The sequence below is a fragment of the Sporosarcina sp. FSL K6-2383 genome (genome assembly GCF_038618305.1).
Taxonomy (GTDB): Bacteria; Bacillota; Bacilli; order Bacillales_A; family Planococcaceae; genus Sporosarcina.
In genome coordinates this window covers 1,571,656-1,587,293 of record NZ_CP152017.1, presented here as the reverse complement: position 1 = coordinate 1,587,293, position 15,638 = coordinate 1,571,656, and the positions used below count along the sequence as shown (strand labels likewise).

At 41.5% G+C, this 15,638-nt stretch carries 17 protein-coding genes; all 17 read right to left on the bottom strand.

Translation table 11 applies throughout. The features are described 5' to 3' along the window. Positions 1-16: 16 nt before the first annotated feature. Positions 17-811, bottom strand: a complete 795-nt coding sequence (locus tag MKZ10_RS07945; protein ID WP_342509528.1) for a phosphatidate cytidylyltransferase — start codon at positions 809-811, stop codon at positions 17-19. Next, the gene (locus tag MKZ10_RS07940; protein ID WP_342509525.1) at positions 808-1,602 is read right to left on the bottom strand and encodes an isoprenyl transferase; all 795 of its coding nucleotides are present in this window, start codon (positions 1,600-1,602) and stop codon (positions 808-810) included. The genes MKZ10_RS07945 and MKZ10_RS07940 overlap by 4 nt, the downstream gene beginning before the upstream one ends. A gap of 252 nt (positions 1,603-1,854) precedes the next feature. Beyond that, positions 1,855-2,412: a ribosome recycling factor gene (gene frr / locus MKZ10_RS07935; protein WP_203246252.1), complete on the bottom strand. Its 558-nt coding sequence runs from the start codon at positions 2,410-2,412 to the stop codon at positions 1,855-1,857. Beyond that, positions 2,412-3,137 carry a UMP kinase gene (pyrH, locus tag MKZ10_RS07930; protein ID WP_342509522.1) on the bottom strand — a complete coding sequence of 242 codons (726 nt, stop codon included), beginning with the start codon at positions 3,135-3,137 and terminating at the stop codon, positions 2,412-2,414. Before pyrH ends, frr begins: the two co-directional genes overlap by 1 nt. An 80-nt stretch (positions 3,138-3,217) precedes the next feature. After that, positions 3,218-4,102 carry a translation elongation factor Ts gene (tsf, locus tag MKZ10_RS07925; RefSeq protein ID WP_342509520.1) on the bottom strand — a complete coding sequence of 295 codons (885 nt, stop codon included), beginning with the start codon at positions 4,100-4,102 and terminating at the stop codon, positions 3,218-3,220. A 112-nt stretch (positions 4,103-4,214) separates the two neighbouring features. Next, positions 4,215-4,937, bottom strand: coding sequence for a 30S ribosomal protein S2 (rpsB, locus tag MKZ10_RS07920; RefSeq protein ID WP_342509518.1), 723 nt, complete (start codon positions 4,935-4,937; stop codon positions 4,215-4,217). Between the two features lie 143 nt (positions 4,938-5,080). After that, positions 5,081-5,590, bottom strand: a complete 510-nt coding sequence (locus tag MKZ10_RS07915; protein WP_342509516.1) for a hypothetical protein — start codon at positions 5,588-5,590, stop codon at positions 5,081-5,083. Positions 5,591-5,595: 5 nt separating this feature from the next. Continuing rightward, positions 5,596-5,904, bottom strand: coding sequence for an RNA polymerase subunit sigma (locus MKZ10_RS07910; protein WP_342509514.1), 309 nt, complete (start codon positions 5,902-5,904; stop codon positions 5,596-5,598). Continuing rightward, positions 5,901-6,683 carry a FliA/WhiG family RNA polymerase sigma factor gene (locus MKZ10_RS07905; protein ID WP_342509512.1) on the bottom strand — a complete coding sequence of 261 codons (783 nt, stop codon included), beginning with the start codon at positions 6,681-6,683 and terminating at the stop codon, positions 5,901-5,903. Before MKZ10_RS07905 ends, MKZ10_RS07910 begins: the two co-directional genes overlap by 4 nt. A gap of 138 nt (positions 6,684-6,821) precedes the next feature. Beyond that, on the bottom strand, positions 6,822-7,316 hold the full coding sequence (locus MKZ10_RS07900; protein ID WP_342509510.1) for a chemotaxis protein CheD: 495 nt from the start codon (positions 7,314-7,316) through the stop codon (positions 6,822-6,824). Position 7,317: 1 nt separating this feature from the next. After that, entirely contained in the window at positions 7,318-7,950 is a 633-nt protein-coding gene (locus tag MKZ10_RS07895) for a chemotaxis protein CheC (RefSeq protein ID WP_342509507.1), read from the bottom strand. Further along, positions 7,940-8,407 carry a chemotaxis protein CheW gene (locus tag MKZ10_RS07890; RefSeq protein WP_342509505.1) on the bottom strand — a complete coding sequence of 156 codons (468 nt, stop codon included), beginning with the start codon at positions 8,405-8,407 and terminating at the stop codon, positions 7,940-7,942. Before MKZ10_RS07890 ends, MKZ10_RS07895 begins: the two co-directional genes overlap by 11 nt. Positions 8,408-8,423: 16 nt before the next feature. Continuing rightward, positions 8,424-10,466 carry a chemotaxis protein CheA gene (locus MKZ10_RS07885; protein ID WP_342509503.1) on the bottom strand — a complete coding sequence of 681 codons (2,043 nt, stop codon included), beginning with the start codon at positions 10,464-10,466 and terminating at the stop codon, positions 8,424-8,426. 13 nt (positions 10,467-10,479) lie between these two features. After that, positions 10,480-11,616 (bottom strand): chemotaxis response regulator protein-glutamate methylesterase, encoded by a 1,137-nt coding sequence (locus MKZ10_RS07880; RefSeq protein WP_342509502.1) that lies wholly within the window; start codon positions 11,614-11,616, stop codon positions 10,480-10,482. 1 nt (position 11,617) lies between these two features. Beyond that, positions 11,618-12,487, bottom strand: a complete 870-nt coding sequence (locus MKZ10_RS07875; protein ID WP_342509500.1) for a MinD/ParA family protein — start codon at positions 12,485-12,487, stop codon at positions 11,618-11,620. After that, positions 12,477-13,589: a flagellar biosynthesis protein FlhF gene (gene flhF, locus MKZ10_RS07870; RefSeq protein ID WP_342509498.1), complete on the bottom strand. Its 1,113-nt coding sequence runs from the start codon at positions 13,587-13,589 to the stop codon at positions 12,477-12,479. Before flhF ends, MKZ10_RS07875 begins: the two co-directional genes overlap by 11 nt. Further along, positions 13,589-15,619 carry a flagellar biosynthesis protein FlhA gene (flhA, locus tag MKZ10_RS07865; protein ID WP_342509495.1) on the bottom strand — a complete coding sequence of 677 codons (2,031 nt, stop codon included), beginning with the start codon at positions 15,617-15,619 and terminating at the stop codon, positions 13,589-13,591. Before flhA ends, flhF begins: the two co-directional genes overlap by 1 nt. Positions 15,620-15,638 lie beyond the last annotated feature (19 nt).

Genomic DNA, 15,638 nt, shown 5'->3' with positions numbered 1-15,638 from the left:
TGACACCTATCTTTCCTTAACCTACAAAATGTAGAAAATGTAGTAGTGGCAATACGAATAGTAGACTGTCAAATCTATCTAAAATACCACCATGACCCGGTAACAGTTTACCTGAATCCTTGACCGCATAATGCCTTTTAAGCGCTGATTCAACAAGATCACCCAATTGTCCAACAATCGACGCAATGACCGTCACAGCGACGAGAATTGTGTACGTAGAGGCAATTGGATAGAAATACTGGAAGACAAACGCAAAAACAACAGCACAAACAATACCACCAATAAATCCTTCTACCGTTTTGTTCGGTGATATTTCTGGCCATAGCTTACGTTTCCCCATTTTCCGCCCAACGAAATAAGCTCCTGAATCTGTCGTCCAAATGACCATCAACGCATACACAACGTATTCAATGCCATATAATCTTGTTTCAATTAAATAATAAAACCCAATACCTACATAAAGTGCACCTAAAACGGAAAAGGCAGCATGGTCAAACGTAAAACGATTTTTTACAACGACTGTATGCGTCAATAAAATGAGTACAATAGCGAATGCTATTTCAATTTTCGTAAAGTTCAATGCTTGGTAAACAGCAGACTCCCATCCAACTGGCATAAGTAACACGGCAAGTGCAGCCCATGTTAACAGGCCTTCCACTGATAATAATTGTATTTCCCTCATACGTAATAATTCATATAAGCCGATTGTCGCAATGACATACACAGCCACTGTAAAAGGTAAGCCGCCTACAATAACAAGCGGAACGAATACGGCAGCCGCTACAATTGCCGTTAGTATTCTTTGTTTCAAACGTCCCCTTCTCCTTCCACGCTTCCAAAACGCCGATTTCGTAATTGAAATTCCTCAATAGCGTTCAACATGCAGGTCGCATTAAAATCTGGCCATAATACATCCGTAAATGAAAATTCAGCATAGGCGAGCTGCCAAAGCATGAAATTGGAAAGTCTAACCTCACCACTTGTGCGGATAAGTAAATCCGGCTCCGGTAAATGTGCAGTCATTAAATGCGAGCCAATGAGCGACTCATTAATATCCTCAGATGCTATTTTTCCGTCAGCAACGAGCGCGGCAATTTCTTTGACCGACTCAACGAGTTCTAATCTACTTCCATAATTCATAGCAAAATTCAATGTCAGTCCATCATTATGAGCAGTTGCTACCATCGCTTTCTGGATAGCCTCTTTTGTATGGTTCGGTAACATATCGAAGTTTCCTATCATTTCAACTTTAACATTTTGTTCGACTAGCTCTGGGAGATATGTACTGAGAAATTCCCCAGGCAATTTCATCAAGAAATCTATTTCTAATTTCGGTCGTTTCCAGTTCTCTGTCGAGAAAGCGTAAAGTGTAAGCACCTTAATGCCGAGTTCATTTGCGATACGCGTAATTTTACGAACCGTTTTCATCCCTTCATGATGACCAGCAATGCGCGGCAAGTTACGTTGCTTCGCCCATCTGCCGTTTCCATCCATAATAATCGCCACATGGGTGGGGATTGGCTTGCTTCTGACAACAGCAATCCTGTCCGTTATTGCGGCATCGGACACCGCTATTTTTTTTCGCAAGAGTTTTTCAAGCATGTCGTTTCCTCCACTCAGCTACTTTTCAGAGCAAGTACATACTCTATCGTAACAAATTAGACGATAAATTTCATTTATAAGAAGAACATAAGTGAATAACGTCAATTGAAATAAATAATGCCACTAACAATATTTAGCGCTTTCGCTAGAGTTTAGATAGAATTATTCATTCGACATAGATACAACTTAATCTAATAAGAAAAAAAAGACGTCCTGGAATTAGGACGTCCCGGAATATAGAAAGTTCTTCTATCAGATTTCCATGATTTCATTTTCTTTATCTTTAGCAATAGCATCGACTTTCACAATTGTTGAATCCGTCAACTTTTGGATTTCTTCACCATTGCGACGCAACTCATCTTCTGTAATATCGCTACTTTTTTCAAGCTTTTTGAAATCATCATTCGCATCACGACGAATATTACGAATCGCAATTTTCGCATCTTCTGCTTCTTTTTTCACTAATTTAACAAGCTCTTTACGACGATCTTCTGTCAATAAAGGAATTGCCAGTCGAATAAGTGTCCCATCACTTGATGGCGTAATACCAATATCCGATTTCATAATTGCTTTTTCAATATCGCCAATCGTCGTTTTGTCATATGGTTGGATGACAAGAAGACGAGCTTCCGGTACTGAGATTGCTGCCATTTGGCTAAGAGGCGTAGGCGCTCCGTAATACTCGACAGAAATCCTGTCTAGCAAAGAAGCATTTGCACGTCCTGCACGAATCGATGCAAGTTCCCTTGTATACGCACCTATCGCTTTTTCCATACGATCTTTCGCTTGGTCCATTACTGCTGTTGGCATTATAAATTCCTCCTAACAACCGTCCCAATCGGTTCACCGAGAACGGCTCTTTTTATATTTCCAGTTTCCATAATTGAGAATACTACGAGTGGGATATCATTGTCCATACAAAGGGTTGAAGCAGTGGAATCCATCACTTCAAGACCTTGGCTAATCACATCTAGATAAGCCAATTCTTTGTATTTTACTGCATTTTTATCTTTTAACGGATCGGCTGAATAGACGCCATCCACATTATTTTTCGCCATTAAAATTACATCTGCTTCAATTTCTGCTGCTCGAAGCGCCGCTGTTGTATCTGTCGAGAAATAAGGATTTCCAGTACCTGCCGCAAAAATAACAACCCGTTTCTTTTCAAGATGTCGGATTGCTTTACGACGTATGTATGGTTCCGCCACTTGTCTCATTTCAATTGAAGAAGATACGCGCGTTTCAACACCAAGCTTTTCAAGTGAATCCTGCAAAGCAAGGGAGTTCATAACTGTTGCTAGCATCCCCATATAATCTGCTGTTGCACGGTCCATGCCCATTTCGCTGCCAATCTTACCGCGCCAAATATTACCGCCTCCGACAACGACTGCTACTTCAACATTTAGATCTACTACTTCTTTTACTTGCTCCGCAACTGTTTTGATGATTTCGGGTGATAGCCCAAAACCTTTATCACCAGCAAGTGCTTCACCGCTTAACTTTAGGACGATTCGTTTATATTCTGGGACGCTCATGTATACCCTCCATCTGCTTCGTTTTCTTGAAAAATAGGGAACACACGCATGTGTTCCCCATTAGTTAATCTTATGATGGATCAGTTTTTATTAACTTGACTCATAACTTCTTCTGCAAAGTTATCTTCACGTTTTTCGATACCTTCACCAACAGCATAGCGGATAAATTCTACTAATGTACCGCCAGTTGATTTTACGAAGTCACGAACTTTTTGATCAGAGTTTTTAACAAACGCTTGATCTAATACACAAATCTCTTCGAAATATTTACCGATACGGCCTTCGACCATTTTCGCTACAATATTCTCAGGTTTGCCTTCATTCAACGCTTGCTCAGTTAAAATTTTGCGCTCACGCTCAACTTCTTCTGCTGAAACTTGGTCACGTGATACGTATTTCGGGTTCAAAGCTGCAACGTGCATTGCAACGTCTTTCGCTGCTTCTGCATCAGTTGAACCTTCAAGAACTGTAAGAACGCCAATACGGCCGCCCATATGAAGGTAAGGACCAAATGCGTCTGCATCTGTTTTTGTACGAATTTCAAAGCGACGAAGTGATAGTTTCTCACCGATTTTCGCGACAGCATTTGAAATATGATCAGCAACGGATAGACCGTTTGACATTTTTGATTCAAGTGCTTCTTCAACTGAAGCTGGTTTTGTAGCAAGAAGATGCTCTGCAAGCTCTTGTACTAGTACTTGGAACCCTTCGTTTTTCGCAACGAAATCTGTTTCAGCATTCACTTCTAAAAGGATTGCTTCGTTTCCGTTTACATAGATAGACGTAGTACCTTCCGCTGCAATACGGTCAGCCTTTTTAGCTGCGCTAGAAAGTCCTTTTTCACGAAGGAAATCAATTGCTGCTTCCATATCACCGTTTACTTCAGTAAGTGCTTTTTTGCAGTCCATCATACCTGCACCTGTTTTTTCACGTAGTTCTTTTACCATTTGAGCTGTAACTGCCATTTTATATTCCTCCTAAAATAGTTCGTCATCAATTTTCAAGAAGAGCGCCTAGACACTCGTTAAAAAAGACGATAAGGGTATAAGCCGCTTATCGTCTCGTTGTTTACTGATTTTACTCTGCAGCTACTGCTTCTTCAGTCGTCTCTTCGTCTTCACCTTGTCTTGATTCAAGCAAAGCGTCAGCCATTTTACCAGTTAAAAGACGTACTGCACGAATCGCATCATCATTCGCTGGAATGATGTAGTCGATTTCGTCTGGGTCACAGTTTGTATCAACGATTCCGACTAGTGGAATGTTTAATTTAATTGCTTCTGCTACTGCGATACGTTCTTTGCGTGGGTCAACCACGAACATAACGTCAGGAATTGCTTTCATATCACGGATTCCGCCAAGGAATTTAACTAGGCGTTCGTGTTCTTTTTTAAGCTGTCCAACTTCTTTTTTAGGAAGTACGTCGAATGTACCGTCTTCTTCCATTTTCTCGATTTGTTTCATACGAGCAACACGTTTTTGAATCGTGCCGAAGTTTGTTAGCGTTCCACCGAGCCAGCGTTGGTTGATGTAGTACATTCCAGCGCGTTCAGCTTCTTCTTTGATTGCTTCTTGTGCTTGTTTTTTCGTACCTACGAATAGGACTTTTCCACCATCAGCACCAACTTGACGCATAAATGCATATGCTTCTTCAAGTTTTTTCACCGTTTTTTGTAAATCGATGATGTAGATACCGTTACGTTCTACGAAGATAAATTTCTTCATTTTCGGGTTCCAACGACGTGTTTGGTGTCCGAAGTGTACTCCTGCTTCAAGCAGTTGTTTCATTGAGATTACTGACATTTGTTTTTCCTCCTGTTTGGTTAGATTCCTCCGTGCGCTTCATCCGGTAGAGCGACCTTTCGGCACCTTCTCTAACGTCCATGCACGTGTGTAGTAATACCACTAGCTAATATACCATAGTACTTTTATGTTTGCAACCTCATTCATCTGAATTTCAAAATGAGTTCTACTTCTGTTTTGCCTTTACCTAATGCCTTAGCAATTTCCTCGATGGATTGTCCGGCGTCAAATAATTTTATGGCTTGTGTGCGATCATCATCCACTACGGCAGTTGGTCCTTGCTGGTTCGTCGTCACGGCATTATAGGACTTAAGCGCAACATTTACAGGTATCGTTGGCTTACTAGCACGTAACACTGGTTGAGTGTGTTCTACTGTAGCCTGTTGCTCTTGTTTGATATTCAAAGCACTACTTACTACTTTTTTAGCAGGAGGCTTGCTATCACGCTCGAGAAGTCGTTCAATTAATCGTTCATTCTCATCTTTCAATTCCGATAAATAAGCACCCATTGAATCATCCATTTCAATCATTAGTTTACGTTGCTTCTTTTCAAGGTCGTCAAACTTCGACACCTTTGTATACAGCAATGCCAAAAAATAAAAACTAATGACTTGTACAATAAACAATAGACCTAAAACTATCCATACAATCATTTTATTTACCCTGAGAAATCAACGAATGAGCCTTTGTAAGGATGCACCGTGTTCTTCCTCTCCTCTTCTTTTTGTAGCCGTTGCCGTTCTTCTTCCTCAGCACGTTCTCTTTCACGCTGATCGGCATCGGCATCCGTTTTAGCATATTTCTCTGATTCCAAAACTGTTTCACTATTTTTAATCATTTGCTGTTCCATACGGACGGTAGCCTGATCCTGGTTCATTTGTGTCTGCTGATGCTTCTGCTCCGCAAGTTTCCCCGCATCAAAGGTCTTTGGTATCGCAATTTGCAGTTCAATCCCTTTTAAACTCATAAAATCCCTCCATCTACTATTTCAGATGCTAATAGCTTACGAAGTTTGAATAATGCTTTTGAGTGAATTTGAGATATTCGTGAAGTAGATAAGGATAAAATCTCACCAATTTCCGTCAACGTCATTTCTTCTGTATAGAAAAGATTCAGTACAAGTTGTTCATTTTTATTTAATTCATTAATTTTAGTCACCAAATCACCAATTAGCTCGGTCATCATCATGCGTTGTTCAGGCGTTTTAGTCTCCTGATCCTTGATCACAAATGATTTCAATCCTTCATCGTCATCATCATTAATTTTTTCATCTATGGATAAGATGTTTGAAAAATAATGTTCATGAACGGTTTGATAAACATCATCGACGCTCATTCCCATATGACTGGCAATTTCTTCGGGTGTTGCATGACGTAGTAGTTTCTGTTCAAGCTTTGTAATTTCTTCTTCAAGTTTTTTAGATCTTTCTCTTGAGGAACGCGGTAACCAGTCTTCTTTTCGTAAGCCATCAATGATTGTACCGCGAATCCGGAAAGAAGCATATGTGTCGAATTTCAAATCTCGACTCGGATCGAATTTTGTCAACGCATCGAATAAGCCATGAAGTCCAAGGCTCATAATATCATCACGTGAAACATTACGCGGTAATCCTGAGCTAATCCGCTGCACGTGGTAAGTGACAAGTGGAGTATATCTTTGAACAAGGATATCCCCCGCCTCAGGATCGCGATTACGAATCCACAGGTCCCAACTTGTATCTTCCTCCAACAAATCCTGTTTCGACATCGAATCCCTCACTCTCCAAGATGATTCTAGTTACTTACTATTATAGCAAATAAGCATGAAAAAAGGCGACTGAACCGATCAGCCGCCAACTTGTTTTGTCTAGAACTCCCCACAATCAGACAATAAAACCTGAACATCTTAAAGTTCTTTTGTTCCTTGGTTAACTGTCCGTACACTGAGAATCGCTGTTACCGGGTCAAATTCAATCGTACGACCACTGGATCCACCGGTATCTTCCGCCAAGATAGGAATGGATAATCGCTTCAATTCCTCTTTTACCGCTTCCACATTTCGAGGGCCGATACGAATCGTATCACTTGAGCCGAATTGAAACATTTGAGCACCACCTGCTATTTTCGCCTTAAGTGACATCGGCCTGACACCTTCTACTTTCAGCATTTCCATCAACGCGTAAATACCAGTATCTGCAAACTTTGCTGCATTTAGCTGACTTGATTTACCTAGAGTGGAATCTGGAAGCATAATATGTAACAACCCTGCTATTTTCTTCGTTTCATCATATAATATGACTCCAACACAAGAACCGAGCCCAGATGTACGAATTGTCATTGGCGCTTTGACTACGTTCATATCTGCAATACCAACTCGAACAACTTCTTTTAAGACCATCATCTCACATCACACCCAGTGATTTAAAAATAGTGATATAGGATGAAGGATCCGGAAGCAAGAAAAAGTGTCCATCAATACTTGTGCTGCCAGTTTCTCCTTCTTCACGAATCTGCGTATCAATGACAATCACTTCATCGCTAAAATGGGACACTTCAATGAGCCCAAAACTAACGATGGCTCCTACCATATCCACACTCAGTGAAGGTACCGTCGGATAGATTTTCAAACCCGTAAAATCGGATAAAGCAGACAAATAAGAACCAGAGAGAATATTACCTAGCTCCTGCATAGCAGACACACCTATATCAGGAAGGGTAGAGGCTCCGAAATCGAACGTCTCGTCACCTATTAACCTTCTGATGAAATGATTGGCTGACTCTAGGGACAGAACGAAAAACATGCTCCCTGATAAATCTCCCTCAATGCGAAGGAAAATACCTGCTACAATCGCTTCCGCCCCGCCTGCAAGATCAAACATTTCATCAAATGATACGAGCTTCACATTCGGTACATGCATATCGATTTTGCGATCCAATAGCTCTGACAATGACGTTGCAGCATGTGCCGCACCGATATTACCAATCTCCTTTAGAACATCAAGATGCATATCCGTTATGTGGTTTTCAGAGGTCATCTGAAGTCACCCTCTTAATTGGTTCTAACACTTTATCCAAATTCAACATGACTAGCAGTCGTTTATCAACTTTAGCTACTCCTGAAAGAAAGTCTACCTCAATCGAACCAACGACCTCTGGCTGCGGTTCGATTGATTCTGCTGGAATGTCGAGTACATCATTTGCTGCATCGACAATCAGACCGACATCATAATCTTCTAAAGTGACAATAATAATTCTTGTACTCTCATCCATCTCTTTCGTATCGAGACCGAACCGCGCGCGTAAGTCAACGATTGGCGTAACCACACCTCTAAGATTGAGAACCCCTTTTACATAAGACGGGGTTTTCGGAACTCGTGAAATGGACAGCATCTTCTCGATGGACTGAACAACATCCACACTAATTGCATATTCTTTGTCCATTAGTTCGAAAACAATAACTTTCATTTCATCCTGATTAAGCATCTCAGTCATAATTCTTCACTCCCGCCTATTTGATCAATGAGTTGCAATCAACAATCAGTGCAACTTGTCCATTTCCAAGAATTGTTGCACCCGATATTGCAAAAACACTTTGCAAGTAATTACCAAGGGATTTCAAAACGATCTCTTGTTGACCGATGAACGAATCGACAACTAATCCCGCTAGTTTTTCACCTTTACGGACGATTACTACTGACTGGAAGCTCTCAGATTCATCATGTCCTGGCATCTCGAAAATTTCTTTCAGGTAGACTAATGGTACGATATTACCACGGAAATCAATAACTTTTTGATTATGTGCACTTAGAATATCTGATGTCTGAATGATTGCCGTTTCAATGATGGACGATAGTGGAATTGCATACACTTCTTTTTCTAGCTCTACTAGCATTACCGAAATAATAGACAATGTTAAAGGCAGTTGAACTTGGAAGAGAGAACCTTGCCCTTCTGTCGACTCAATGGAGATATAACCTCCAAGTGATTCAATCGTGTTCTTCACAACATCCAAACCAACTCCACGTCCAGATACATCTGAAATTTTCTCAGCTGTTGAGAAGCCTGATGCTAAAATAAGTTCTGCTACTTGACGATCCGTCATTGTTTTCGCAATTTCTTCCGTAACAATCCCATTTGCAATCGCTTTAGCAACAACACGCTCACGGCTTACGCCGGATCCATCATCCTCAAGCTCTATGAATACATGATTTCCTGAGTGATAAGCACGTAGCGTAACTGTACCTTCTTCGGGCTTTCCTTTGGCAAGACGCTCCGCTGGACTCTCCACTCCATGATCGAGTGCATTACGGATTAAGTGAACGAGTGGATCACCGATTTCATCAATGACTGTACGGTCTAATTCCGTTTCAGCGCCAATGATTTCAAGATTCACTTTCTTATCCAAGTCGCGTGCCAACTGTCGAACCATTTTCGGGAAACGATTGAAGACTGTTTCGACTGGAATCATACGCATATTCAAAATGATACTTTGCAAATCACCCGATACCCTTGTCATACGTTCAACTGTCTCGTTTAATTCTGGATTTTGCAGCTCACTTGCAATTGATTGGAGCCTTCCACGATCAATGACGAGCTCTTCGAATAGGTTCATCAAAATATCGAGACGATCAATATTGACACGAATTGTCTTATTCCCCGATTGTACGCCAGTATTTCGTTTTCCTTTTTGATCAGCTGGTTCTTTCCCCACGTCAGTCCCTTGTTGAACAGTGACAGCGGTTTCTATGGCCTTCAATGCCTCATCATCCTTAGCACGCTTGCCATTCAGCAGATAATCATTTGTTAGTGCAGAAACTGTCACAGCTTCCACTTCTGATACCTTCATCACTTTCTCGCGCAAAACATCTGCTGATTCTTTTGTGATCAACGCTACGGTAAACGTTTCAGCAAATTCCTCATTTTCAAGTTGTTCAACCTTCGGCTCAGATTTGATAATTTCACCGACTTTTTCTAGTATGCCAAACACCATGAAGACCCTTGCTGCTTTTAGCACACAGTCCTCCCGTAATTCAACAGTTATTTCTAGTGCATTAAAGCCTTGCTCAAATGATTGACTAATGACGGTCATTTCATAATCGTCATAGCTTAGCGCAACTTTTTCTTCTGTTACAGTTACCGCTGTTTCAACAACTGCAGCAGTAATGACTGCACCGCCCGCCTCAATACGATTCAGCGAATCTACGAGCTCACGAACATCTTTTTTACCTGTACCGCCGGATGCGATGTCCATAACCATCTCTTCCAGATAATCAACTGCCTGAAGAACAACATCAAAAATTTCAGTTGTGACAGGGATTTTCGAGTTACGAATTGCGTCCAAAACATTTTCCATCATATGTGTTAAGTCGGCTATATCTTCATAGCCCATTGTGGCAGACATTCCTTTTAGCGTATGCGCAGATCGGAATATTTCATTAACAATAGCTAAATCTTGCGGGTTTTTCTCCAGTTCTAACAAATGCTCGTTACAAGATTGAAGATGTTCCTTACTCTCATCAATGAACATTTCTAAATATTGATTTGTATCCATCGTGACGCCCCCTCTAAGACTTTATGATTTCCATAATTGTTTCTGATATATTGTGCAAGTCCACCACTTCATCGGTAAGTCCAGCTTCCTTGACGGCTTTTGGCATACCGTAAACGACAGATGTCTTTGCCGACTCAGCAATTGTCACTGTTCGACCGTTTCGGCGTAGCACTTCCATCCCAACTTTCCCGTCATAGCCCATCCCTGTCATAATGACTGTCAGATAGTTCACATCCGCGTTTTCTGCCGCTGATTCGAGAAGGACATCAACGGATGGACGGTGCCCCATACGAGGTGGATCGACGGCATCCAACTTAACAAAATAGTTCATGCCGCTCTTTTTCATCTTTAGATGCTTTCCCCCTGGCGCAATATACGCCGTTCCATTTTCGAGGAGTTCACCATCTTCTGCTTCTTTCACATGAATGCTGCAAAGACCATCCAACCTATCCGCGAGAGATTTTGTGAATCCTGGCGGCATATGCTGAACTATAAGGATTGGAACGCCAATCGACGCAGGCAGCCCTGTTAAAACTTCTTGTAGTGCCCGTGGTCCCCCTGTCGATGTGCCTATTATAACAAACATCTTACCTATTTTGGAAATCTTAATCTTCGGCCTACTCGTCACCGGGCGTGACAAGCTCTCTGATGAGGGCGATTCCACTGGTTTACTTGCGACTTTCGGTACAATGGATGTCGACAATCGCTGACTAGGCATCTTTTGTGTAAGTGTCGACATTCGAACCCCTAAGGCAGCAATGACTTTTTCTACTATCTCTCCCTGCACCTCATGAAGATTTAAGGAAATTGCACCGCCTGGCTTCGCAACAAAGTCAACAGCACCATACTCCATAGCAAGAATCGTATTTTCTGCACCTATTTTAGTCGTACTGGAAAGCATAACAATAGGGACTGGATGTTTATCCATAATCTCCTTCAGCGCTTCAAGCCCGTTCATGATAGGCATCTCAACATCCATTGTGACAACATCTGGTTTTAATGTTTGTACTTTTTCAACAGCTTCTTTTCCATTGCGCGCAGTTCCGATTACCTCAATATTGGGATGACCTGAAAGAAAATCTGAAATAAGCTTACGCATAAACGCCGAATCATCCACAACAAGCGCTTTCTTTCGATTGCCTGTACCCAAATCATCCACGTCCTTTCGTAAATATGCTTCTCAATTTCCCGAGGAATCCTTCTCCTTGTTTGGACACTTCATCCAAACTTGCTCCAACAAAATTTTCTGCGATGATTTTCATCCGCTTAGAAATAGGTGCACTCGGAAATAGAAGTAAAAATGGTTTTTGTGCAACAACTGCCTTATGAACAACCGGATCTTCCGGAAGAAAACCAAGAATTGTCGTCTGCTTCCCCAAAAACTTTCGCATGGCATACTGGAGTCGGACGACAGCTTCATTTTCTTCTTCATCCCTCGAAACGCGGTTGCTGACCATATGCAACTTTTTATCGGGGTCTTGTAAACAGATAAACTTCATCATAGAGTAAGCATCTGTTATAGAGGTTGGCTCTGTCGTTGATATGACGATGATTTCATCGACTGCAACAATCAATTCAATCGAACGTTGTGTCGCTCCTGCTCCCATATCAAATAAAATGAAGTCATATCTTTGTTGTAAAAACTCAAAGGCCTGAATTAAAAGGTCAAACATATCCTTTGACCATTCCAATACATTCTCAAGACCGGAGCCACCAGAGATGAAGTGCAGGCCTTCTGGGGTCTCGTTAATGATTTCAAACAGTTGTTCCTGACCAAGCAAGTAATCTTTCAAACTATAACGTGGCGCCATCCCAAGAAGGATATGAATATTGCCCATTCCGATATCCATATCAACGATAATAACCCTTTTACCCTTTGCAAGAAGTGCATGGGCGAAATTTGTTGAAAAATTGGATTTTCCAACACCGCCTTTTCCACTAACGATGGCAATGGATCTGGAAAGCTCCCCTTTGGACTTTAACATTCTGAGTCTTAGTGTTTCTGCCTGATCACGCATCATAGGCACCCTTCAGCAGTAAAGAAATCAACTTTTCGCTGGCCGCTTCTGTAATATCCTCAGGTACTTCTTGACCATCTGTATAATAAGCAGTGCCAATTTGATAGTCTTTCATCAAATTAAACAGTGGTCCAATTGAGCTTGTTTCATCCATTTTCGTGAAAATAAACTTTTCGACCGCAAACTGATTGAACTGTTCAATAATTATTTTCATATCTTGTTCTTTTGACGTCATAGAAAGGACGAGGAACGATTCCATATCTAATGAAAAGTCAATGAGCCTTGTCAAATCCTCTACAAATTTTACTTCCTTATAGTTTCGACCTGCTGTATCAATAAAGATGACATCACGGTCAGCAAGATTTGCAATTGCTTTTTCGAAATCCTCACTGTTATAGGCTACCTCTACCGGTGCTTGCAATAAGTTCGCATATGTACGAAGCTGTTCAATCGCTGCGATTCGGTAAGTATCCGTTGTTATAAATCCGATTTTCTTTTTATTTTCTAAAAGAGCTCTTGCAGCAATTTTCGCAATAGTCGTTGTTTTCCCAACACCAGTAGGGCCGAGTACATTTATGAATTTCTTGTTGAAGGAGATGCCTCCAAACGGCAAGTTACCGATTTCTCTTTCTAAAAACTGCTTCGTCATCAGTAGTTGCTCTTCATGTGTGAAATCTTTCTTCTCTGCTTTCATCCGATTATAAATTTCTTCACCAATTTGTGTGATGAGACTTGAAGATAAGCTCTGCTTTTCAAGATGCATCAACAATGGCTTCAACTCATCAGGTAGACGGGAATGACTGGCTGATTGCTGCATATTTTCTAACATTTTTTTCATTTCGTTCATTTCTTTCTTCAATTCCACTGAAGTTTTATCGACACTGACAATAGGTGGCGAACTAAACGGAAGAACCGGTTCTTCCATTTTTGGAGCCGGTTCATCAAAGCCTGCAACAACTTCTACTGATTTCTTTTTAAAAAAGCCAAGAAACCCTTTCGAATTGACAACAGTTGAACTAAGAATAATGGCATCCTCACCAAAATCGGCACGTACTTTTTTCATAGCCTCGACCATTGTTTCTGCACTATATTTTTTCATTTTCATCAGATATCCACCACCCCGACGCTTTGAACTTCAATCGATGCTTCAAGTTCATTATAAGACAATACTGGAATTTGAGGGAAATACCGCTCTGTTATTTGTCTCAAATACATTCGGATTGCTGGTGAACATAGAACGACCGGTGATTGATCCATCAACGCCACACGTTCTACTTCACCCGCTATCGATTCAAGAATTTCTTGCGAATGACCAGGGTCGATTGACAAATAGTTTCCTTGCTCGGTTTGCTGAATATTATCCGCAATCATTTTCTCGATTTTACCAGACACCGTTAGCACTTTAAGTGACTGACCAGACGCTGCATACTGATTGGTAATTTGCCTTGCAAGCGCTTGTCTGACATACTCCGTCAATACATCTATATCTGATGTATATTTCGAATAATCCGCAAGTGTTTCAAAGATAATTGGTAAATTTCGAACCGACACATGTTCGTTCAACAATTTTGCCAATACTTTTTGGATTTCTCCAATTGACAATGGAGTCGGTGTCAACTCGTCCACGAGAATTGGGAATGTCTCACGCACATGATCGACAAGTTGCTTTGTTTCCTGGCGCCCAATCAAATCTGCCGCATTTGCACGAATCACTTCCGTTAAATGTGTCGACACAACACTTGGCGGATCGACAACTGTATACCCAAGGATTTCTGCATCTTCTTTAACATCCTCCGCTATCCATTTAGCAGGTAGACCAAATGACGGCTCAATTGTATCAATTCCTTCGATTGAGTCATCACCACCAGGGCTCATGGCGAGATAGTGGTCAAGAAGAAGTTCTCCCCTTGCTAACTCACTTCCCTTTATTTTGATTCTGTACTCATTTGGCTGTAATTGAATATTATCTCGAATACGAACAACTGGAATAACAAGTCCTAATTCAATCGCCAGCTGCCTTCGTATCATGACGACCCGATCAAGAAGATCCCCACCTTGCGTCGCATCGACGAGTGGAATGAGTCCGTAGCCAAATTCAAATTCGATAGGATCGACATTAAGGAGGTTGACGACATTCTCGGGGCTTTTCATACCTTCCGTTTCAGTTTCTTCTTCCATTTCAAGCATTTCCTTAGGATCCTCTTCTAGATTGCGTGACATCATGAAAGCGCCTATGGCAAGTGCCACCGCAACCGGAATTGTCAACATATCATTGATAGGAGTGGCAAGTCCGAGTAATAAGACCGTCGCAGCACCCACATATAATAGCTTTGGTTGTCCAAGAAGCTGTTTGGTAATATCCGAACCAAGGTTTCCTTCAGACGTTGCTCGTGTAACGACAATCCCTGTTGCTGTTGAAATAAGAAGAGCTGGAATTTGAGAAACGATTCCGTCACCTACTGTCAACTGTGAGAAGAGTAAAGCCGCTTCTCCGAAAGGTAGTCCCATTTGGACAACTCCGATAATCATTCCGACAAGCAAGTTAATGATGACGATGATGATACCGGCAATGGCATCCCCTTTAACAAATTTCGTTGCTCCATCCATCGCACCGTAGAAGTCAGCTTCGTTACTTACTTTTTCACGACGTGTACGTGCATCTATTTCGGAAATCATTCCTGCGTTCAAGTCGGCGTCAATACTCATTTGCTTACCAGGCATCGCATCAAGCGTAAAGCGAGCGGCAACTTCTGATACCCGCTCTGCTCCTTTTGTAATAACGAGGAACTGGATTAGCACGAGGATTGCAAAGACAACGAGACCGACGACAACGTTTCCACCCGTTACGAATGTCCCGAACGTTTCAACAACACCACCCGCATCACCATTCGATAGGATTGCTCTTGTTGTGGAAACGTTCAATCCTAATCGAAATAGCGTTAGCAGGAGTACAAGCGTTGGGAATATAGAGAATTCCAATGCTTCCTTCATATTCATAGATGTCAGTAAAACCATTAAACCAAGTGTAATATTGATAATAATCAGGAAGCTCAGGAGCCAAGTTGGGAGCGGGATGACAAGCATCGCGACAATCATAATAACCGCTGCGAGCACGCCTATATCTCTAAATTTCATGTCATCCCTACTTTCTTCA